A 19,121-nucleotide genomic window follows, 5' to 3' on the forward strand; every position below is an offset into this window, starting at 1 on the left:
GTCGTCCGCCTCAACATTTCCGGCGAACAATGACATGCTCGGGTCGCGGCACACCCGCCGCCTCGGTCCGGACCACGGGAGTGTGGTGCCAGTGGAGGCACCGTACGACGACCGCCTGCTGCACCAGCGGGTGGTCGGCGGCGACGAGTCGGCGCTCGGGGAGGTCTACGATCGGCTGTCCGCGCTGATCTACGGGCTCTCCTTACGGGTCACCAGGGACCGCGTGATCGCCGAGGACATCACGCAGGAGGTGTTCCTGGCGTTCTGGGAGCGCCCGCTGGCCTACGACCCGGAACGCGGCACGCTGCGCGCCTGGCTGGCCACGATCGCCCACCGCCGCGGGGTCGACCACGTACGGGCCGAGGAGCGCCGCCGGGTCTCCGTCCTCGGGCCGAAGCTGTTCGAGCGCGAACCCGTGAGACCGGAGGACGACGTGCTGGCCGCCGAGGAGGCCGAGCGTGTGCGGCAGGCGGTGACGTCGTTGCCCGAGGGGCTGCGCCGGCCGGTGGAGCTGGCCTACTTCGGCGGCCGGACCTACCGGCAGGTGAGCGAGGAGCTGGGGGTGCCCGAGGGCACGGCCAAGTCGCGCATCCGGCTGGCGCTGCGGCGCCTGGCGGACGCGCTGGCGGAGGAAGAAGGGTGATGGATCCTGTCGAGCGCCTCTTTCTGGACGCGTTGATGGAGGACCCGGCGGTGCCGGCCGGCTCCCTGCGCCCGCAGCTCCTGGCCGGCGCCAGGGCCCGCCGCCGTCCCGCGGCGCCGACCGCCGGGTGGGCGCTGCCGTACGCGGGCCGCGTGGCCGCCATGGACGCGCTGCTGGCCTCGGCCGTGGACGACGACTGGTCGCGCGTCATCGTCGAGGGCTGGACGTTGCAGGAGCTCGTGGCCCACCTGGCCGCCAAGGACGGCCTGCTGGCCGCCTCCGTCGGCGCGCCCGTGCTCGGCCCCCCGATGGCCGCCCGCGACGCGGCCGGGCGCACGGCCGACGTGCAGGCGTACGAACGGGCCCGCAGCCCCGAGCAGACCAGGCGCGACTGGCGGGCCCAGGCCGACGCCCTCTGCCGCCACCTGGGCGGACTCGACCCGGCCGGGCCGGCCACGGTGGACGGCATGGAGGCGGCCGTGCGCGACCACGTCCTGGCCAGGAGCCTGGAGACGTGGGTGCACACCGCCGACGCCGCCACGACGGCCGGGATCCGCCTGCCCGACCCCGTGCCCGAGCACGTCCGCCCGACGGCCGACCTGTGCGCCCGCCTGCTGCCCTGGACGATGCTCCTCTCCGGCCTGGACGGCTCCGGCCGCACCCTCCGGCTCACGCTGACCGGGGCGGGCGGCGGCGAGTGGCGCATCCCGCTCGGCGTCTCCGACACCGCGCCGGGCACGCCGGACGCCCACCTGACGGCGGACGTGGTCGCGTTCTGCTTCCTGCTGGGCGGCAGGGGAGAGCCGGACGCCTTCCCCGCCGCGCTGTCGGGCGACCTCGCGCTGGCCCGCGACGTCCTGACCACGGCTCCCGCGCTGTCGGGACCGTGAGGTGGTAGGCTGTGATCAAGTCGTTACCTAAAATAAGGTGATAAATCGGGATTCATAGGGAATCCTTTGATCCGAAGTCCAGCAGAGGGCTTCAACTCACGTTCAAACGTGGCGTGCCTCTGCCTGGGCTTTTTCCATGGACAGGGCCGCCTTCGGGCATATGGAGCTACTCAGATGGCCGTCCTGGATATCGCACTCGACGAAATGACCGCCGAACAGCTTCTGGCTGAGATGAACAGGCCGGAAGCCTCGGACGAGCACAAGGCCCGCATCCGTGAGCGGGTCGTCACCATGTTCGACTCCCTCGTCACCGAGGTCACCCGTCGCTACCGCCACCAGCGCGAGCCGATGGAGGACCTGCGCCAGGCCGCGTACGTCGGCCTGATGAAGGCGATCAACGGCTTCGACCCCGAGCTCGGCCACGAGTTCCGCGGCTACGCCATGATCACGATGGTCGGCGAGGTCAAGCGGCACTTCCGCGACCGCACGTGGGCCGTCAAGGTGCCGCGCGTCCACCAGGAGCGCAGGCTGGAGCTCAACAAGGCCACAGCCGACCTCACCCAGACGCTCGGCCACTCGCCCACCGTCTCCGAGCTCGCCGCGCACATGAACATCACGGAGGAGGACGTCCTGCTCACCCTGGACGCCTCGACCGCCTACAGCGCCCTGTCGCTGGACGCCCCCGTCGGCGGCGACAACGACGGCGCCGACCTGGGCGACTTCCTGCCCTCGCAGGACGACTCGCTGGACACGCTGCTCGGCAAGTACTCCGTCAAGCCGCTCATCGACGCCCTGCCGTCGCGGGAGCGCAACATCCTGCTGATGCGCTTCTACGGCAACATGACCCAGTCGGAGATCGCCAGCGAGTTCGGCATCTCGCAGATGCACGTCTCCCGCATCCTGCGCGCCGTGCTCACCCGGCTCCGCACCGCCCTGTCGGACTGACCGGGTGGGCGGGCGGCCCGAGCTCCAGGCCGGGAACCCGCGCCCCCGGCGGACCCGCGCGGCGGGACGCCACCGGGGGCGCCTGGGTCACTCCCCGCCGATCCCCGCGACGAGGTCTCTGGCGTAGTCGTCGTCGCTCTCCTCCAGCACCCGCCTGACGCCCTGCTCGGCCCGCTCGTCGCCGCGCGCCGCGAGCCCCCGCGTCGCCTCGGCCACCGTGCGCAGGTCGGCGTCGCCCAGCCGGTCGGCCAGCGCCTCCCGGATGCGGGGCGTGTCCGCCGACAGCCCGGCCAGCCCGGCCGTGGCCCAGTCGCGGATCTCGGCCTCCTCGTCCCGGGACATCTCGATGAGCAGCGACAGGCCCTCCTCGTGGTCGGCGGGCAGGACGTCGGCCAGCGCGATGGCGTCCGTCATCGTGCGCTTGTGGCCCGCGCGGCCGACGATGTCGAGCACGGCGGGCAGCGCGCGCGGGTCGCCCTGGTGGCCCAGCGCGGCCAGCACCGAGCGCAGCACCTGCGGGTTGCCCTCGGTGGTCACCATCTTCTGCAGCAGCGCGAGTGTGTGGTCCAGGTAGGGCTTCTCGCCGTCGGCGAACCCGAACTGGGCGATCGCGTCGACCCCGAACTCCCGCTCCCGCGCGTCCTCGCTCACGCACAGCCGGGCCAGCGCCTCGTACGTCTCGTCGTCGGCCCGCCGGCCCAGCGAGTCGGCCACGATCCACCAGGTCTCGGCGTCCTCGTCGACGTCGCGGTGGGCGACGGCCCTGGCGACGAGCTGGTCGACCGGCGTGTGGACGCCCGCCGCGTCCTCCAGGAGGGTCGCGATGGCGGCGTGGCCGCGCTGGGCCTGCACCTGCTCGGTCTCCGAGCCGTCGGGGGAGCGGCCGGCCACGGTGACCAGCTCGGTGCCGTCCTTGGCGTACTGGCGGCCGACGACGTACTCCCAGCCCTCCTGGGCGATCTGGTCGAGCAGCGCGGACTCCAGGTGCACGCCCACCCAGTCGGCCGCGATGTCGAGCGGGCTGTCGCCGTCGCCGTCGAACTTCTCGTGGTCGGCGCCCGCCTCCAGCAGCGTCTGCACCACGCCCAGCGCCCCGCGCCTGGCCGCCAGCGTCAGCGGCGTGTCGCCGTCGTCGTTGGCCGCGTCGATCTCGGCCCCGGCCTCGATCAGCACGCCCGCGGTCGCGGCGTGGCCGTTGGCGGCGGCCCACGACAACGCCGTCCAGCCGCCGGCCTCGCGGCCGTTGACCTCGGCCCCGGCCGCGAGCAGCGCCTCGGCGACCTCGACGCGGTCCCAGGCGGCGGCCGCGCAGAGCGGCAGCCCGGCCTCCTCGCCCTCGCTGGCCTTGTTGGGGTCGGCGCCCCCGGTGAGCAGCTTGCCCACGGTCTCGGTCTCGCCGTTCAACGCCGCGCGGTAGAGCTGTTCCTCATGCATGACAGGACCCTAGCGTCTTCGCCGCCCGAGGTCGCCGGAGCACGCTGACGGGCGCGCGGGGACCGGCGCGGGAGGGTGCGCCCATCCAAGGGTGTACGGATGTTCCTCCCGAGGGAGGAGTCCCAACCGGTCCAAGACGCGATATGTTGCGTCTATGACAGATCCGGGTGAGGTGCGCGCGTCGGACGCCGAACGCGAGGCCGTCGTGGAACAGCTCCGTGTCGCCTCGGTCGAGGGCAGGCTCACGCTCGCCGAGCTGACCGACCGTACCGAGGCCGCCTACACCGCGACCACGCACGCCGAGCTCGCCCTGCTCACCCAGGACCTCCCCGCGGGCGGCGGCCCCGCGCCCGCGCCCGCCCCGGCTCGCGAGGGCGGCAAGCGGCGCTGGTTCGTCGGCATCATGGGCGACACCAAGCGGCGTGGCACCTGGCGCATCGACCAGCAGCTCGGCGCGGTCGCCGTCATGGGCGACGTGCTGCTCGACCTGCGCGAGGCCGAGGTGCGCACGGACGTGGTCGACGTCACGGCGGTGTCCGTGATGGGCGACGTCAAGATCATCGTGCCGGACGGCGTGAACGTGGACCTCGACGGCGTCGCCGTGATGGGCGACAAGAGGGTCGACGTGCTGGAGGCCGCCCCCGGGATGAACGTGCCGGTGATCCGGGTGCGCGCCTACGCCGTGATGGGCGACGTCAAGGTGCTCGGCGACTCCCGCGCCCAGCCGCTCAAGCGCGGTCTGGCCGCCTGGCGGGATCACTGGCGGGCGCTGCACGGCGACGACTGGCGCGAGATCGGCCGCCGGATGCGCGACGACGCCCGCGAGGTCGGCCGGCAGATCCGCGACGAGCACCGCTCCCTGGAGCACGACCGCCGCGAACGCCGCCGCGACTACCGGGGTTACTGAGTCCGTGCAACGTACGCGGGGGTCCTCGGCGTAGTGATCGGTGAACATCACCGGACAGTGAGGACCTCTCGATGCGGGATCGTGCCGACTTCGAGCGCTACGTCGAGCAGCGCTCGGCCCGCCTGCTCAGGACGGCGTACCTGCTGTGCCGCGACTGGGCCACCGCCGAGGACCTGACGCAGACCGCGCTGGCCAGGGCCTGGCTGGCCTGGCGGCGCGTCGGCGCGAACCCCGACCCGTACGTCTACCGCATCCTCACCAACACGCACGCCTCCTGGTGGCGGCGGCGCTGGCGGGGCGAGGTGGCCACGGGCGAGCTCCCGGACCAGCCGCAGGAACTGGACGAGACGGCCGGGCTCGGCACCCGGGACGCGCTCAGGGCCGCCCTGGCCGCGCTCCCGGCCAAGCAACGGGCCGTGGTCGTGCTGCGGTACTTCGAGGACCTGCCCGACGAGGCGATCGCCGGGATCGTGGGCTGTTCGGTGGCCACCGTACGCAGCCAGGCCAGCCGCGCGCTGGCCAAGCTGCGGCTGGACCCCGCGGCCAGGGCCGCGGCGGAGACCGGGAGCTGACGATGACACAACAGCGACTGCGCGACCTGCTCGACCACGACAGCGCCGACGCGCCCCCGGGCGGGGTGCGGCTGGCCGACGTGGACGCCCGCGTCCGCGGCATCCGGCGGCGCCGGGGCCGGGCGGCGGGCTCGGTGGCGGCGGCGGCCCTGGCGGTCACGGCCGTCACGGTGCTCACCGTGGACGCCCGGCCCGCTCCCGAGGCCGCCCGAGCCCCCGGGGACGTCTGGGCCGGCGCCCTGGTCCAGACCGCGCCGGCACGCGCCCAGCCCAGGCTGCCGCTCTTCCACGGCTACGCCCAGGGGGGAAGGCGGGAGACGTTCACGTTCGCGTCGAAGGCCGAGGCGGTGTCCTTCGCCCTCACCTGCCCGTCCGGTGGCTACGGGCTGATCTGGCTCAACGGCAAGCTGGCCGCCACCGGGGCGTGCGGGCCCACGATCCGGCAGCCGCCCGGTTGGTTCGGCGACGCCAGGGCCCGCGACGGCGTGAACGAGGTGAGCGCCGCCGTCGTGAGGGCCGCCGACGGGGGCACCGGCACGATGACCGCCGCGGGCGCCGAACTGCTGCTGGCCAGGACCGCGTCCTACCCCGCCGAGTGGCGGCTGACGCTGGTGGACGCCCGCACCCGCTCGTGCCGGCCCGACGTGGTCAGGGTCGATCCGAGGACCGGCGAGATCACGGCTCGGTGCTGAGCGCTCAGCCGGCCACCGGCACGCGGTCGCGCAGGGTGGCCTCGTACCGTTCGAGCAGCACGTCCACCAGCTCGGGCGCCGGGCCGAGCACGTCGGCGCAGACGGCCGGGGCGGTGGCCCGGCGGATCCGGTCGGCGAAGAAGCCGGGAGCCAGCAGGTAGGGGGCGACGGCCACGCGCGGCGCGCCCGCGGCCCTGAGCCGCGCGACGGCCTCCTCGGGCGCCGGCCCGGCGGCCGAGGCGTAGGCCGCGGTCACCGTCCACCAGCCGGCGCGCCGCCAGGCGCGGGCCATGCCGGCGACCACCTCGTTGGCCCTGGCGTCGCTCGACCCGGCCGAGACCAGCACCACCGCCGTATCGGGGTCGCCGGCCGGGACGCCCGCCTCCGACAGCCGCCGCTCCAGCGCCGGCAGCAGCAGCGGGTGCGGCCCGAGCGTCGTGCCGTGGTGCACCCGCAGGCGCGGGTCGCGCGCGCGGGCCTCGTTGAGCGCCGCGGGCAGGTCCACCCGGCTGTGGTAGGCCTCGGTGAGCAGCAGGGGCAGCACCACGGCCTCGCCCAGCCCGTCGAGCGCCTGCCCCAGCGTCGGGGCGCAGTGGTCGAGGTAGGCCACCCGCACCGGCACGTCGGGACGCGCCCGGCGCACGCGGTCCAGCAGCGCGGCCACGGTGGCGGCGGCACGCGGGTCACGCGACCCGTGCGCCACCGCCACCAGTGGCACGCGCTCGGGGGCCGGCCCGTCTGCCAACGGGACGCGGCCCCTGACGGGGATCACAGGTGAATGCCGCATTCGACCTTCCCCAGCCCCGCCCAGCGGCCGCTGCGCGGGTCCTCGCCCTCGGCCACCTGGCGCGTGCACGGCGCGCAGCCGATCGAGGGGTAGTTGTCGTAGTGCAACGGGTTGATCAGCACCCCGTTGTCGGCGATGTAGTTGTCGACGTCCTCCTGCGTCCAGGCGGCGATGGGGTTGACCTTCACCATCTGGCGCTTGGCGTCCCACTCGACGACCCTGGTGTCCGTACGGCTGGACGACTCGTCCCGGCGGATGCCGGAGATCCACGCCAGGTACGGCTCCAGCGCCCGGTTCAGGGGCTCCACCTTGCGCAGGTAGCAGCACAGGTCCGGGTTGCGGCCGAACAGGCGCGGCCCGAGGTCGCGATCCTGCTCCTGGACCGTCCTGGACGGCTTGATGTCGATCACGTTGACGTCATAGACCTGCCGCACCGCGTCACGCGTGCCGATCGTCTCGGCGAAGTGGTAACCGGTGTCGATGAACAGCACGTCCACGCCCGGTTTGACCCGGCTCACCAGATCGATGAGCAACGCGTCGCTCATGGAGGACGTCAGGCACAACCGGTCGCCGAACGTCGCCGCGGCCCACCGGATGATCTCCCGGGCCGGGGCGCCCTCAAGGAACGTGGCGGCGGACTCGACGATGTCCTGAAGGTCGAGCGTGCCGCGCTGATCTCTTAAACCGACCTCGATGTCGACCAGCGTCATATCTTCACTCCGATTCCGAGAAACTTCAGCTTGAAGGCGCGGGCGCAGGCGCGGCAGTACCAGCCGCCGTCCCCCTCGTAGGGCTCCAGATCCTCGTCGCCGCAGTACGGGCAGTGGAAGGGAACCGCTCGCGTGGTCATTTCAGGTCCGCCTCGTCCGCGCGCTGCACCCAGTCGGCGAAGGACTCGCCCTCCTTCTTCTGGGCGTCGTAGTTGCTCACCACGCGCTCGACGTAGTCGGGCAGGGCCTTGGCGGTGGTCTTCAGGCCGCGCACCTTGCGGCCGAAGCCCGAGTCGACGCCGAGCGAGCCGCCCAGGTGGATCTGGTAGCCCTCGACCTGGTCGCCGTTCTCGTCCACGACGAGCTGGCCCTTCAGGCCGATGTCGGCGACCTGGATGCGGGCGCAGGAGTTGGGGCAGCCGTTGACGTTGATGGTGAGCGGCTGCTCGAAGTCGGGCAGCCGCCGCTCCAGCTCGTCGATCAGGTGCGCGGCGGTGGCCTTGGTCTCGACGATGGCGAGCTTGCAGTACTCGATGCCGGTGCAGGCCATCGTCTGGCGGCGGAACGTGGAGGGGTTGACCTGGAGGTCGTTGGCCTCCAGCTCGGCCACGAGGGACTCCACCCGGTCCGGCGCGACGTCGAGGACGACCATCTTCTGCTCGACGGTGGTGCGCACCCGGCCGGAGCCGTGCCGCTCGGCGATGTCGGCGATCACGTTGAGCTTGTCGCCGTCGAGGCGGCCCACCTTGGGCGCGAAGCCGACGTAGAAGTTGCCGTCCTTCTGGGGATGGACGCCCACGTGGTCACGGCGGCTGCCGCGCGGCAGGGCGGGCGCCGGGCCGTCGGGCAGGCTCTCCTTGACGTACTCGGTCTCCAGCACCTCGCGGAACTTCTCCACGCCCCAGTCGTTGACCAGGAACTTCAGCCGGGCCCTGTGGCGCAGCCGCCGGTAGCCGTAGTCGCGGAAGATGCCGATCACGCCCGCGTACACGTCGTCGACGCGGTCGGGGCTGACGAAGACGCCGAGGCGCTTGGCCAGCATCGGGTTGGTGGACAGGCCGCCGCCGACCCACAGGTCGTAGCCCGCCTCGCCGTGCTCGTTGACCACGCCGACGAAGGCCACGTCGTTGATCTCGTGCACCGTGCAGTGGGCCGGGCAGCCGCTCAGCGCCGTCTTGAACTTGCGCGGCAGGTTGGAGTACTCGGGGTTGCCGATGAACTCCCGGTTGACCGAGTGGATGTCGGGGGTGGCGTCCAGCACCTCCTCGGAGTCGATCCCGGCCAGCGGGCAGCCCAGGATCACGCGCGGGGTGTCGCCGCACGCCTCGGTGGTGGACAGGCCCACGGCCTCCAGACGCTCCCAGATGTCGGGCACCGACTCGATCTCGATCCAGTGGAGCTGGATGTTCTGCCGGTCGGTCAGGTCGGCCGTGCCGCGGGCGTACTCGTTGGCGATGTCGGCGATCGTGCGGAGCTGGCGCAGGTCGAGCTGGCCGCCGTCGATGCGCACGCGGAGCATGAAGTAGCGGTCGTCGAGCTCCTCCGGCTCCAGGATCGCGGTCTTGCCGCCGTCGATGCCGGGCCTGCGCTGGGTGTAGAGGCCGTACCAGCGCATGCGGCCGCGCAGGTCGGCGGGGTCGATCGAGTCGAAGCCCTGCTTGGCGTAGATGTCGATGATGCGCTGGCGGACGTTGAGACCGTCGTCGTTCTTCTTGTTCTCTTCGTTCTTGTTCAGCGGCTCCCGGTAACCGAGGGCCCACTGGCCTTCGCCGCGCGGGCGCTTGTGATGCCGGCTGGCAGGGGTGCTCATTGCGCGTCCTTCGGATTGTGGGCGCGCGCAGCGTTCCTCCTGCCTCGTCGTCGAGTGCAGGGGTTCAGGTGGGTGCGACGCGCTCCGCGGTGGAGAAGATGAGTTAGCGGGCGTCGCAACAGATGGCACTGCGGACACGCTGAAGGTCGACGTGGCGTCGACCGACGAGCATGGGGTCCGCTGGCATACCTCGAAGATACTCCGGAGATCCCGGATGTCCAAGATGGGGTCCAGAGTCTGGACTCCGCCGGGCCCTAACCCTGACGCGGCCAGTCGAGCGCCGACTCCTGGGGCCGCTCCTCGCTCTGGTGCTGGCAGTCGCACCAGGAGCCGCCGCGGCAGTCGTCGTGACGCTTGTCCTTGCAGCTCTCGCAGATCACGTCCGCATTATTCTCCTAGAACGTTGTTCGGGTTAGGGTGGCGTGCGTGGACCTCATGGCCGGGCTGCTGGCCGACCTCCGGGCCGAGACCGATTCCCTGGAGGCGCTGCTGGCGCCCCTGCGACCCGCCGACTGGGAGACGCCCACGCCCGCCGAGGGGTGGGCCGTGCGCGACCAGGTGAGCCACCTGGCCTGGTTCGACGACGCCGCCGTCCTGTCGGTCACCGATCCGGCCGCCTTCCGCGACCTGGCCGCGCGGGCCGGCTCGGTGGACGACCTCGCCGCGGCGTCGCGTGGCATGCCGCCGCGCGAGCTGCACGCCTGGTTCCGCGCGGCCCGCGCCCGCTCGCTGGAGGCGTTCGGCACGCTCGACGCGCGCGTCCGGGTGCCCTGGTTCGGGCCGGCGATGTCGGGCGCGTCCTTCGTCACCGCGCGCCTGATGGAGACCTGGGCCCATGGGCAGGACGTGGCCGACGGGCTCGGTCTGACCCGGGAACCCACCGAACGGCTGCGGCACGTGGCCCTGCTCGGCTGCCGCGCCCGTCCCTACAGCTTCGCCGCCCGCGGCCTGCCCGAGCCCGCGGGGCCCGTACGCGTCGAGCTCACGACCCCCGGCGGCGACCTGTGGACCGCGGGCCCCGCGGACGCGTCCGCCGTCGTACGCGGCCCGATGCTCGACTTCTGCCTGCTCGTCACCCAGCGCGTCCACCTGTCGGACACGGCACTGGAGGCGGCCGGGGAGCCCGCCCGCGCCTGGCTGGAGATCGCCCAGGCGTTCGCCGGGCCGCCGGGGAAGGGAAGGCCGCCGCGGTCAGGGTAAGTTCAGGGTCGTACCGGATGACGTCGGCGGCACGGCCGGTGACATGCTGTGAGCATGCGGACCATTCTGAACGTCATCTGGCTCGTGTTCGCCGGCATCTGGCTGGCGATCGGCTACGCCGTGGCCGGGGTCATCTGCTGCGTTCTCATCGTCACCATCCCGTTCGGCATCGCCTCGTTCAGGATCGCCGCCTACGCTCTGTGGCCGTTCGGCCGGACGGTCGTGCGCGACCCGGACGCCGGCGTCTTCTCCCTCATCGGCAACATCATCTGGTGCGTGGTCGCGGGCATCTGGCTGGCGATCGGTCACGTCGTCACCTCGATCCCGCTGTTCATCTCCATCATCGGCATCCCGCTGGGCATCGCGAACCTCAAGCTGATCCCCGTCTCGCTTCTTCCGCTGGGCGCGCGCATCGTGGACAACGACTAGGGCAGGTGCCGGGACGTAAGCTGTCCCGGAGAGACACTGCGAAATACCGTTGGGTGCCATGACGTCCACCAATGCGCCTTCCCGGTCCAGGAGGCGGCTCGCCTCGAACGCCCGGGCCAGGCTGAACTGGGTGCTCGACACCAAGTCGTGGGCGATCGTGCGCGCGGCCACGAACGCCGGTGTCAACTACCGGGTCACCGGCCTGGCCGGCGAGGCCGCGTTCTTCGCGCTGCTGTCGCTGCCGCCGTTCGTGCTGGGCCTGATCGGCGTGCTGGGCAAGCTCGGCACCTGGCTCGGCGGCGGCGTCGTCACCGAGGTCAAGACGTGGGTGATCGAGCAGGCCGGGCTGCTGTTCACCGACGAGGCCGTCAAGAAGGTGATCAGCCCGCTCATCACCGACGTGCTGCGGGACGACGCCAACAAGGTGTCCATCATCTCCCTCGGCTTCCTGCTGTCGCTGTGGTCGGGCTCGCGGGCGCTCTATGTCTACGTCGACCTCATCTCGGTCGCGTACGGGCTGGGGGAGGAGCGCGGCATCATCCGCACCCGGCTCCTGTCGTTCGGCCTCTACGTCGTCGGCCTGATCATCGGCATCATCGTCATGCCGATCCTCGTCATCGGCCCCACCCTGCTCAAGGACGCCCTCCCCGGCGAGTACGGCATCCTCATCGACATCCTCTACTGGCCCGTCGTGATCATCGGTTCGGTGCTCTTCCTCACCGTGCTCTACCACGTCAGCGTGCCGGTGCGGACGAAGTGGTACCGCGAGCTGCCCGGCGCGATCCTGGCCCTGTTCCTGTGGATCGTGTGCGCGGCCGTGCTGCGGGCGGTGCTGGCGGCCTGGTTCACGCCCGTGTCCGTCTACGGCTCCCTGGCCGCCCCGATCGCGCTGCTGCTGTGGCTGTACATCACCGCTCTGGCCGTGCTCATCGGGGCCATCCTGAACGCCGAGGTCGATCGGCTCTGGCCGGGTGTGAGCCGGACCAAGTAGCGGGAGAAGCGCCCGGTTGCGCATCCGCTATCGTCTAGGGCGACGCGACTGGCGCATTCGGTGGGATCGACCACCAGGGAGCGAATCAACCGGGAGCGGAGGCCGAGCGCCTGGGTCTTCGCCAATTGTCAATGATGACAGGGGAGTCATGAGTTCTCTTGCTAGCGCCGACCCGCAGCTCGCCGAGCTCATCAAGGCGGAGGAGCGCCGTCAGGCCGACACCGTCAAGCTGATCGCGTCCGAGAACTACGTGTCCAAGGCCGTGCTCGAAGCGACCGGCACGGTCCTGACCAACAAGTACTCCGAGGGCTACGCGGGCAAGCGCTACTACGAGGGCCAGCAGGTCATCGACCAGATCGAGACGCTGGCGATCGAGCGGGCCAAGGCCGTGTTCGGCGTCAACCACGCCAACGTCCAGCCGTACTCGGGCTCGCCCGCCAACCTGGCCGTCTACCTGGCCTTCCTGCAGCCCGGCGACACCGTGCTCGGCATGGGCCTGCCCTTCGGCGGCCACCTGACCCACGGCTGGTCGGTCTCGGCCACCGGCAAGTGGTTCAACCCGGTCCGCTACGGCGTGCGCAGGGACACCGGCCGCGTCGACCTCGACGAGGTCCGCGAGCTGGCCCTGGAGCACCGGCCGAAGCTCATCTTCTGCGGCGGCACCGCCATCCCGCGCACGATCGACTTCGAGGGCTTCGCCTCCATCGCCCGCGAGGTCGGCGCCGTGCTCGCGGCCGACATCGCGCACATCGCCGGCCTGGTCGCGGGCGGCGCCCACCCGTCCCCGGTGGGTCACGCCGACGTGATCTCCACGACCACCCACAAGACGCTGCGCGGCCCGCGCGGCGCCATGCTCATGGCCACCGGCGATGAGCACGCCACCGCGCTGAACAAGGCCGTCTTCCCCGGTCTCCAGGGCGGCCCGCACAACCACACCACCGCCGCCATCGCCGTCGCGCTGCACGAGGCCGCCCAGCCGTCCTTCCGCGACTACGCCCACCAGGTCGTCGCCAACGCCAAGGCCCTGGCCGAGGAGCTGTCCAGCCGGGGCTTCGACCTGGTCTCCGGCGGCACCGACAACCACCTGATCCTGCTCGACCTGACGCCCAAGGGCATCGGCGGCAAGCCCGCCGCCCAGGCGCTCGACCGGGCCGGTCTGGAGACCAACTACAACGCGGTGCCGTTCGACACCCGCAAGCCGTTCGACCCGTCGGGCATCCGCATCGGCACCCCGTCGGTCACCTCGCGCGGCATGGGCGAGGCCGAGATGCGGCAGATCGGCGCCTGGATGGACGAGGTCGTCACGGCCCTGGCCAAGGGCGACGCCGAGGACGTCATCACCCGCGTCCACCACGAGGTCAGCGAGCTGACCGCCCAGTTCCCCGCCCCCGGCCTGTCCTGATCCCGAGGCCCCGCGCCCGGCCTGTCCCGCCTCCGACGGCGGACGGCCGGACGCCCCGCCGCACGGGCTCCCGGTGTGCGGCGGGGCGCCGGTCGCGAGCGGGGGCCGAAGTTCCCCCGTCGCGGCGGCCGGTCCGCGTGGACCGGCCGGTACGGCCGGAAGGGGCGGGACCGAACCGCCCCTGACCGGCATCGGGCCGCCGCCCCTGGACGGAGCGGCGCGTACTCCAGGCAGTACGCGGCCCGGCCCCTCCGAGGTTCACCGTTCCGCGAAACGGTCAGTGCCGGACCGTCACCACGATCTTGCCGAACTGCGCGTTCGACTCCAGGTGCCGGTGGGCCTCGACGATCTCCTCCAGGTCGAACGTGCGGTCCACCACCGCACGGAAGGCCCCGGAACGCAGCCCCGACGCCACGAACGCCGTCGCCCGCCGCAGCCGCTCGGGCACCCGCGTCGTCTCCAGCATCGTGTACGTCCGCATGTTCACGGCCGGCATGCCGAGGTCGATCATGGGATAGGGCGTCGGCTCGCCGCTCAGCGCGCCGTACACCAGTATCTGGCCCTCGGGGGCGACCGCCTTGGCCAGGTCCCTCACGCCCGGCCCGGCCACGGCGTCGAACACGTACTCGGCCCCGCGTCCGCCCGTCGCCGCCAGCACCCGCTCGGTCACGTCCTCCTCCTCGGTGACGATCACCTCGGCCGCGCCCTCCTTCAGCAGGGCCTCCTTCTTGGCCGCGGTGCGGGTGAGGGCGATCGGCGTGGCGCCCATCCGGTCGGCGACCCGGATGGCGGCCAGGCCGACGCTGCTGGAGGCGGCGTTCAGCACGACCGTGTCACCGGGACGCATCCCGCCCACCTCCACCAGCGCGCCGTAGGCCGTCAGGTACGGCATCCACACGGCCGCGCCCTCCACCGGGCCCACCCCCTCGGGGCGGGGCAGCACCGCCGCCGCAGGCACGACCGCCCGTCCGGCGTACAGGCCGTAGTCGTTCTGCGAGAACGCCGGCACCGTGCTCACCGGCAGGCCGACCGTCAACCCGGTGACGCCCGCGCCCACCGCCTCGACCACGCCGGCGGCCTCGGTGCCCAGCCGGGCGGGGAAACGCCGTACCGGCTCGATGTAGTGCCCGCTGCGGAACAGCGCCTCGGCCCTGTTGAGCCCGATCGCCTCCACCCGGATCCGCACCTCGCCCGGCCCCGGCTGGCCGGGCGCCACGTCCTCCAGCCTCAGCACCTCGGGGCCGCCGAGCTCGTGGAACAGCACCGTCCTGGTCATCACATCGTCCTTCCGCGTCAGAGGCCGCCATTCAACCGCCAAAGTACGATCACCGTCAAACTTCGATGCGTGTCGTACTATGGGCCCATGGACGCCGACCGCACCCCGGACCACCCCGACCTGCGCGAGGTCACCCTCCAACGGGTTCTCGAAGCGCTCGTCGACCCGGTCCGGCGCAGCATCGTCACCCAGCTCGGCGACGCCCCCGGCGACATCGCCTGCGGCGGGTTCGACATCTCCGTGAGCAAGTCCACGGCCACCCACCACTTCCGCGTGCTGCGCGAGGCCGGCCTCATCCGGCAGCACTACGCCGGCACCTCGCGCATGAACACCCTGCGCAGGGCCGAGTTCGACGCGGCGTTCCCCGGCCTGCTCGACGCCGTCGTCACCGCCGACCGCGCGTCCTCGTAGAACGCGGGAAGGCCCTCCCGCCGCGGCGGAAGGGCCTTCCCCGGGCCGGGGGCTCAGGTCTTGACGGTGAGCAGGGTCGTGCCCGTCCTGGTGACCACCTCGAAGCGGTCGATCTCGTTCAGCGGCATCGCGCTGCCGCCGTGCATGTAGAGCGGGGCGGGCGAGCCCGGCACCCCGTAACCCGGCGCCGGCACCGCCCATCCGGTCATCACGCGCCGCTCACCCGACTTGCCCACCGACACCAGCTCGCACTCCAGCGGCCCCTTCACCCCCGACAGCTTGAGCGCCGCGTGCGTGCCCCAGCCCTTCGACTCCACCACCATCCCGCCCGACACCCCGCCGGCGCCCTTGCCCGCGATCGGCGTGCCGTCGGCGTAGAACTGCTCGGCCGGGCCCATGTGGTCGGTGCGCCCCGACATGGCCTGCGGCGGGTCGCCGCCGCCGGTGAGCTGCGTGCCGATGGTCAGCCCGCCGGCCGCCAGCGCGACCGCCGCCGCCATGCCGAGCAGGAACGTCCCCCTGCGTGCCCGCCGGTCGGCCGCCTTCTTGCGGCGGAGCAGGTCGACCACGCCGGCCTGCCCCTCATCGGGAGGAGGGCCGGCGTCCTGCACCGGGGCGATGCCGTGCAGCACACTGGCGACCCCCGCCAGGTCGGACAGCTCGAAGCGGCAGGAGGGGCAGGCGCGCAGGTGGGCCTCGAAGGCCAGCCGGTCGTCCTCCTCCAGCAGGCCGAGGGCGTAGGCGCCCACGTCGGTGTGCTCGACCCCCGGGCTCACGCCGTCACCCCCCGCTCCTCCAGCGCGACCCGCAGGGCGCGGACGGCGTAGTAGACGCGGGACTTCACGGTGCCCACCGGGATGCCGAGCGCCGCGGCGGCGTCGTTGACCGACCGGTCCCGCAGGATCGTCTCGTTCAGGATCTCGCGGTGCGCCGGTGACAACGCCTTCAGCGCCTCTGACACGACCACCTGGCGCAGCAGCCCCTCCAACTCGTCCGGCACCGGCACGCTGTCCAGCGCCCCGTCGCCCGATTCGCGCGGGCGCGCCTCCCTGCGCCGCCGGTCATCGATCACGATACGTCTGGCCACCGTGGCGAGCCAGGGCATGAGCGAGGCCGAGTCGGGGTCCAGCCGCTCGGCGCTGCGCCAGGCCCGGATCATCGTCTCCTGCACCACGTCTTCCGCCCACTGCCGGTCGCCCGCCGTCAGCCGTACCACGAAGGCCAGCAGCGGCCGGTGGTACTCCCGGTAGAGCGCGGACACGACCACCTCGTCGTCCGGTCGCACCCGCCGGATCAGATGGCGTAGGCGCGGCTTGCCCACCGGGGCCGGCCCCTCGGCCGAGGGCGGGGGATACGTGCTGATCCGCATCATTCCCCTTTCTCGCGTCCGTCGGGAGGAAGTACGCTCGGCCGCCCTGGCGGGGTTCAATGGATCGGCGAAGATAATCCGATTGCATCGCCCGGGACAGGGTGATTAGAGTCGTTCGCGCAACCGATCGAGGAGGTGAGGGATATGCGGGTCGTTCTGTTCCGTCTGCAGTCCGTCTACCTCCGGGAGCTCGTCTGAGCTGCCCGTTTCCTTCTCGATCAAAGGTTTCACCGTCTTGTCTCACGATCTTTCCCTGCTCGGCTGGACCGACCTGCGCGCCGCCGAGCTTCCCGCTGACACCGTCCCGGCGCGGGTGGCCCGCGTCGACCGCGGCGCCGCCGAGGTGATCGCCGCCGACGGGCAGCACCACGTCAAGTACGGCGCCCGCGTGCGCCGTTCCTCCGCCGACGACCCGGTGGCCCTGCCGTGCGTCGGCGACTGGGCCGCGCTCAGATGGCTGCCCGAAGGCCGGTACGAGCTCGACCAGGTGCTTTCGAGGACCACCGCGTTCGTCCGGGGCGGCGTGAGCCGCGACTCGGTCGGCGGCCTGTCCGGCGACGGCCAGGGCCAGGTGCTCGCGGCCAACGTCGACATCGTCTTCGTGGCCGAGCCGTCCATGCACGCGACCGACTTCGCCGACCTCGGCCGCATCGAGCGTCTGGTGGCGCTGGCCTGGGAGTCCGGCGGCACGCCCGTCGTGCTGGTGACCAAGTCCGACCTGTTCGAGGCGGGGCTCGACGAGCTGATGGCCGACGTACGGGCCGCCGCGCCGGGCGTCGACGTGCACGCCGTCTCCTCGCTGCTGGGGGAGGGGGTCTCGCTGGCCGCGGGCTACCTGCACGGCTCCCGTACGGCGGTCGTGCTCGGGCCGTCCGGCGCGGGCAAGTCCACCCTGGTCAACGCGCTGGCCGGTACGGGCGCGATGGACACCCAGCAGGTCCGGGCGGCCGACGGGCGGGGGCGGCACACGACCGTCCACCGGGAGCTGATCCCGCTGCCCGGCGGCGGCCTGATCATCGACACTCCGGGCATCCGCCGGATCGGCCTCTACGACATCGGGGAGGGCGTGGATCTCGTCTTCTCCGACATCGAGGAGCTGGCCCGGCGCTGCCGGTTCGCCGACTGCGGGCACGTGAGCGAGCCGGGATGTGCGGTCCTGGACGCCCTGGAGAGCGGCGAGCTGCCCGAACGCCGGCTGCAGAGCTGGCGCAAGCTGCAACGCGAGGCGGCCTGGATGGCGTCCCGCACGGATGCGCGGCTGCGCAAGGAGCAGCAGAACAAGTGGAAGATCATCCACAAGGAGATGCGCCGCTCCAGCCGTAACCGCCCCTGACCGCCCGTCCGGCCCTGCTTCGCCTCCTCCGCCCGGGGGAGGCGAGTAGAGCGGGGCGTGGGGGTAGGCACAGGTCATGAGGCTGTTCGCGGATCGGGCCGAGGCCGGGGCGTTGCTGGCCGAGCGGCTGCCGGAGGCGCGGGACCCCGTCGTGCTGGCGTTGCCGCGCGGCGGGGTCGCCGTGGCCGTGCCGATCGTGGGCCGGCTCGGCGGGGAGCTGGACGTGCTCGTCACCCGGAAGATCGGCTACCCGCCGGCACCCGAGCTGGGGGTGGGGGCGATCGCCGAGGGCGGCGAGCCGGTGTTCGACCTGACGATGCTCGACCGGCTGGGCCTGACGCCCGAGGACGTGGCCGGCGTGGTCGAGCAGGAGCGGCGCGAGCTGGCCAGGAGGGTGGAGGCGTACCGGGCCGGCCGGCCGCTGCCGCCGCTGGCCGGGCGCGAGGTGATCGTCGTGGACGACGGCCTGGCCACGGGCGTCACCGCGAGGGCGGCCCTGCGCGCGGTCGCCGCGGCCGGCCCCGCCAAGGTGACGCTGGCCGTGCCGGTCGGCGCCGAGGAGACCGTCAGGATGATGCGCGCGGAGGCCGACGAGGTGGTGGTGCTGCTGACCCCGGTCGACTTCAGGGCGGTCGGCCAGTGGTACGAGCACTTCGACCAGCTCACCGACGCCGACGTGCTGGACCTCCTGGACCGGCGGTGACCCCCAACCGGACAGCGCCGCTCGTACCGGCGTCTAGGCGGACAGGACCGCCCACACCAGCTTCTTGGAGCCGTCGGGGGCGAACCAGCCCCATGCGGTGCAGAGCGCGTCCACCAGCCGCAGCCCGCGTCCGAACTCGGCGAACACGTCGGCCGGCGCCGCCACCGGGACGGCCTCGCTGTGGTCGGTCACCACGCAGGCCAGCTCGGGCCGGCGGAAGAGCAGCCGCAGCTGTACGGCCCCGCCGCCGTGCCGCATCGCGTTCGTGACCAGCTCCGAGACCACCAGCTCCACGTCGAAGGCCAGGTCGGCGGCCGACCACGAGGTGAGGGTCTGGTCCACGAAACGCCGGGCCATCGCCACGCACGCCGGCTCGAACGCGGTGCGATCATGGAACGGGAACACCGCGTCGCACTCTCCGGCACGCCCGTCCACCAGAATGGAGGCGAGCCACCCTGGGGGCCCGGAACCGATGGCGGCTTGCGGCCGAGCGTCGAAAGTCGTCATTCTTGGCCCCCGAAGCGCGGTCTGGTGATCCAGTGCCCATCTTTACGGGGTGTGGTTAGTGATGCAAGACTTTTCGTGTTTTACCGATGCGAATACCATCTGCACGTGCA

23 protein-coding genes are annotated in these 19,121 nt (G+C 72.3%); 13 read left to right on the forward strand and 10 right to left on the reverse strand.

Annotated elements, in window-relative coordinates; genetic code table 11:
• The first annotated feature begins 85 nt into the window (after window positions 1-85).
• From ACIHAD_RS07525 to ACIHAD_RS07535, 3 genes are all read left to right on the forward strand, one after another.
• Window positions 86-643 (forward strand): sigma-70 family RNA polymerase sigma factor, encoded by a 558-nt coding sequence (locus ACIHAD_RS07525; protein WP_397353509.1) that lies wholly within the window; start codon window positions 86-88, stop codon window positions 641-643.
• On the forward strand, window positions 643-1,533 hold the full coding sequence (locus tag ACIHAD_RS07530) for a maleylpyruvate isomerase family mycothiol-dependent enzyme (protein WP_397353510.1): 891 nt from the start codon (window positions 643-645) through the stop codon (window positions 1,531-1,533). Before ACIHAD_RS07525 ends, ACIHAD_RS07530 begins: the two co-directional genes overlap by 1 nt.
• 174 nt (window positions 1,534-1,707) lie before the next feature.
• A complete protein-coding gene (locus ACIHAD_RS07535; protein ID WP_397353511.1) occupies window positions 1,708-2,478 on the forward strand; it encodes a SigB/SigF/SigG family RNA polymerase sigma factor in 771 nt (256 codons plus the stop codon).
• Window positions 2,479-2,565: 87 nt separating this feature from the next.
• On the opposite strand, the gene ACIHAD_RS07540 is transcribed toward ACIHAD_RS07535, so the two are convergent.
• On the reverse strand, window positions 2,566-3,912 hold the full coding sequence (locus ACIHAD_RS07540; protein WP_397353512.1) for an ankyrin repeat domain-containing protein: 1,347 nt from the start codon (window positions 3,910-3,912) through the stop codon (window positions 2,566-2,568).
• Window positions 3,913-4,066: 154 nt separating this feature from the next.
• On the opposite strand from ACIHAD_RS07540, the gene ACIHAD_RS07545 reads away from it, so the two are divergent.
• From ACIHAD_RS07545 to ACIHAD_RS07555, 3 genes are all read left to right on the forward strand, one after another.
• Window positions 4,067-4,819, forward strand: a complete 753-nt coding sequence (locus tag ACIHAD_RS07545) for a DUF1707 domain-containing protein (RefSeq protein WP_397353513.1) — start codon at window positions 4,067-4,069, stop codon at window positions 4,817-4,819.
• Window positions 4,820-4,890: 71 nt separating this feature from the next.
• Window positions 4,891-5,391: a SigE family RNA polymerase sigma factor gene (locus ACIHAD_RS07550; protein ID WP_397353514.1), complete on the forward strand. Its 501-nt coding sequence runs from the start codon at window positions 4,891-4,893 to the stop codon at window positions 5,389-5,391.
• 2 nt (window positions 5,392-5,393) lie between these two features.
• Window positions 5,394-6,083 carry a hypothetical protein gene (locus ACIHAD_RS07555; RefSeq protein ID WP_397353515.1) on the forward strand — a complete coding sequence of 230 codons (690 nt, stop codon included), beginning with the start codon at window positions 5,394-5,396 and terminating at the stop codon, window positions 6,081-6,083.
• Window positions 6,084-6,087: 4 nt separating this feature from the next.
• On the opposite strand, the gene ACIHAD_RS07560 is transcribed toward ACIHAD_RS07555, so the two are convergent.
• From ACIHAD_RS07560 to ACIHAD_RS07580, 5 genes are all read right to left on the reverse strand, one after another.
• Complete coding sequence (locus ACIHAD_RS07560) at window positions 6,088-6,828, reverse strand: sirohydrochlorin chelatase (RefSeq protein WP_397353516.1); 741 nt, start codon at window positions 6,826-6,828, stop codon at window positions 6,088-6,090.
• Between the two features lie 23 nt (window positions 6,829-6,851).
• Window positions 6,852-7,580 carry a phosphoadenylyl-sulfate reductase gene (locus ACIHAD_RS07565; protein ID WP_352328173.1) on the reverse strand — a complete coding sequence of 243 codons (729 nt, stop codon included), beginning with the start codon at window positions 7,578-7,580 and terminating at the stop codon, window positions 6,852-6,854.
• A gap of 136 nt (window positions 7,581-7,716) precedes the next feature.
• On the reverse strand, window positions 7,717-9,390 hold the full coding sequence (locus ACIHAD_RS07570) for a nitrite/sulfite reductase (protein ID WP_397353517.1): 1,674 nt from the start codon (window positions 9,388-9,390) through the stop codon (window positions 7,717-7,719).
• A 103-nt stretch (window positions 9,391-9,493) separates the two neighbouring features.
• A complete protein-coding gene (locus tag ACIHAD_RS07575) occupies window positions 9,494-9,577 on the reverse strand; it encodes a putative leader peptide (protein WP_311132608.1) in 84 nt (27 codons plus the stop codon).
• 67 nt (window positions 9,578-9,644) lie between these two features.
• Window positions 9,645-9,770, reverse strand: a complete 126-nt coding sequence (locus ACIHAD_RS07580; RefSeq protein ID WP_260478325.1) for a hypothetical protein — start codon at window positions 9,768-9,770, stop codon at window positions 9,645-9,647.
• 55 nt (window positions 9,771-9,825) lie between these two features.
• Between ACIHAD_RS07580 and ACIHAD_RS07585 the strand changes: the two genes are divergently transcribed.
• From ACIHAD_RS07585 to glyA, 4 genes are all read left to right on the forward strand, one after another.
• Complete coding sequence (locus tag ACIHAD_RS07585) at window positions 9,826-10,590, forward strand: TIGR03084 family metal-binding protein (RefSeq protein WP_397353874.1); 765 nt, start codon at window positions 9,826-9,828, stop codon at window positions 10,588-10,590.
• Between the two features lie 54 nt (window positions 10,591-10,644).
• Window positions 10,645-11,019, forward strand: a complete 375-nt coding sequence (locus ACIHAD_RS07590; RefSeq protein ID WP_397353518.1) for a YccF domain-containing protein — start codon at window positions 10,645-10,647, stop codon at window positions 11,017-11,019.
• Between the two features lie 58 nt (window positions 11,020-11,077).
• Window positions 11,078-12,010, forward strand: a complete 933-nt coding sequence (locus tag ACIHAD_RS07595) for a YihY/virulence factor BrkB family protein (RefSeq protein WP_397353519.1) — start codon at window positions 11,078-11,080, stop codon at window positions 12,008-12,010.
• A 148-nt stretch (window positions 12,011-12,158) separates the two neighbouring features.
• Window positions 12,159-13,412 (forward strand): serine hydroxymethyltransferase, encoded by a 1,254-nt coding sequence (gene glyA, locus ACIHAD_RS07600; RefSeq protein WP_397353520.1) that lies wholly within the window; start codon window positions 12,159-12,161, stop codon window positions 13,410-13,412.
• Between the two features lie 277 nt (window positions 13,413-13,689).
• Here the strand turns inward: glyA and ACIHAD_RS07605 are convergent, their stop codons facing one another.
• The gene (locus tag ACIHAD_RS07605) at window positions 13,690-14,688 is read right to left on the reverse strand and encodes a zinc-dependent alcohol dehydrogenase family protein (RefSeq protein ID WP_397353522.1); all 999 of its coding nucleotides are present in this window, start codon (window positions 14,686-14,688) and stop codon (window positions 13,690-13,692) included.
• 87 nt (window positions 14,689-14,775) lie between these two features.
• Between ACIHAD_RS07605 and ACIHAD_RS07610 the strand changes: the two genes are divergently transcribed.
• A complete protein-coding gene (locus ACIHAD_RS07610; protein WP_397353523.1) occupies window positions 14,776-15,099 on the forward strand; it encodes an ArsR/SmtB family transcription factor in 324 nt (107 codons plus the stop codon).
• 53 nt (window positions 15,100-15,152) lie between these two features.
• Here the strand turns inward: ACIHAD_RS07610 and ACIHAD_RS07615 are convergent, their stop codons facing one another.
• Window positions 15,153-15,875, reverse strand: coding sequence for an anti-sigma factor family protein (locus ACIHAD_RS07615; protein ID WP_397353524.1), 723 nt, complete (start codon window positions 15,873-15,875; stop codon window positions 15,153-15,155).
• On the reverse strand, window positions 15,872-16,360 hold the full coding sequence (locus tag ACIHAD_RS07620; RefSeq protein WP_397353875.1) for a sigma-70 family RNA polymerase sigma factor: 489 nt from the start codon (window positions 16,358-16,360) through the stop codon (window positions 15,872-15,874). Before ACIHAD_RS07620 ends, ACIHAD_RS07615 begins: the two co-directional genes overlap by 4 nt.
• Window positions 16,361-16,703: 343 nt before the next feature.
• On the opposite strand from ACIHAD_RS07620, the gene rsgA reads away from it, so the two are divergent.
• On the forward strand, window positions 16,704-17,801 hold the full coding sequence (rsgA, locus tag ACIHAD_RS07625; RefSeq protein WP_397353525.1) for a ribosome small subunit-dependent GTPase A: 1,098 nt from the start codon (window positions 16,704-16,706) through the stop codon (window positions 17,799-17,801).
• 76 nt (window positions 17,802-17,877) lie between these two features.
• Complete coding sequence (locus ACIHAD_RS07630) at window positions 17,878-18,504, forward strand: phosphoribosyltransferase (protein WP_397353526.1); 627 nt, start codon at window positions 17,878-17,880, stop codon at window positions 18,502-18,504.
• Between the two features lie 33 nt (window positions 18,505-18,537).
• Here ACIHAD_RS07630 and ACIHAD_RS07635 read toward each other — a convergent pair whose 3' ends face one another.
• Entirely contained in the window at window positions 18,538-18,939 is a 402-nt protein-coding gene (locus ACIHAD_RS07635) for an ATP-binding protein (RefSeq protein ID WP_397353527.1), read from the reverse strand.
• Window positions 18,940-19,121: the final 182 nt, after the last annotated feature.

This window comes from Nonomuraea sp. NPDC052265, assembly GCF_044547985.1.
GTDB lineage: Bacteria > Actinomycetota > Actinomycetes > Streptosporangiales > Streptosporangiaceae > Nonomuraea.

Excerpts from the sequence above, each read along its gene's own strand:
- ACIHAD_RS07535 (WP_397353511.1), top strand. The coding sequence starts at position 1,708 with ATGGCCGTCCTGGATATCGCACTCGACGAAATGACCGCCGAACAGCTT.
- ACIHAD_RS07550 (WP_397353514.1), top strand. The coding sequence starts at position 4,891 with ATGCGGGATCGTGCCGACTTCGAGCGCTACGTCGAGCAGCGCTCGGCC.
- ACIHAD_RS07590 (WP_397353518.1), top strand. The coding sequence starts at position 10,645 with ATGCGGACCATTCTGAACGTCATCTGGCTCGTGTTCGCCGGCATCTGG.
- ACIHAD_RS07545 (WP_397353513.1), top strand. The coding sequence starts at position 4,067 with ATGACAGATCCGGGTGAGGTGCGCGCGTCGGACGCCGAACGCGAGGCC.
- ACIHAD_RS07575 (WP_311132608.1), bottom strand. The coding sequence starts at position 9,577 with ATGCCAGCGGACCCCATGCTCGTCGGTCGACGCCACGTCGACCTTCAG.
- ACIHAD_RS07595 (WP_397353519.1), top strand. The coding sequence starts at position 11,078 with ATGACGTCCACCAATGCGCCTTCCCGGTCCAGGAGGCGGCTCGCCTCG.
- ACIHAD_RS07530 (WP_397353510.1), top strand. The coding sequence starts at position 643 with ATGGATCCTGTCGAGCGCCTCTTTCTGGACGCGTTGATGGAGGACCCG.
- ACIHAD_RS07570 (WP_397353517.1), bottom strand. The coding sequence starts at position 9,390 with ATGAGCACCCCTGCCAGCCGGCATCACAAGCGCCCGCGCGGCGAAGGC.
- ACIHAD_RS07555 (WP_397353515.1), top strand. The coding sequence starts at position 5,394 with ATGACACAACAGCGACTGCGCGACCTGCTCGACCACGACAGCGCCGAC.
- ACIHAD_RS07565 (WP_352328173.1), bottom strand. The coding sequence starts at position 7,580 with ATGACGCTGGTCGACATCGAGGTCGGTTTAAGAGATCAGCGCGGCACG.
- glyA (WP_397353520.1), top strand. The coding sequence starts at position 12,159 with ATGAGTTCTCTTGCTAGCGCCGACCCGCAGCTCGCCGAGCTCATCAAG.
- ACIHAD_RS07605 (WP_397353522.1), bottom strand. The coding sequence starts at position 14,688 with ATGACCAGGACGGTGCTGTTCCACGAGCTCGGCGGCCCCGAGGTGCTG.
- ACIHAD_RS07540 (WP_397353512.1), bottom strand. The coding sequence starts at position 3,912 with ATGCATGAGGAACAGCTCTACCGCGCGGCGTTGAACGGCGAGACCGAG.
- ACIHAD_RS07630 (WP_397353526.1), top strand. The coding sequence starts at position 17,878 with ATGAGGCTGTTCGCGGATCGGGCCGAGGCCGGGGCGTTGCTGGCCGAG.
- ACIHAD_RS07585 (WP_397353874.1), top strand. The coding sequence starts at position 9,826 with ATGGCCGGGCTGCTGGCCGACCTCCGGGCCGAGACCGATTCCCTGGAG.
- ACIHAD_RS07610 (WP_397353523.1), top strand. The coding sequence starts at position 14,776 with ATGGACGCCGACCGCACCCCGGACCACCCCGACCTGCGCGAGGTCACC.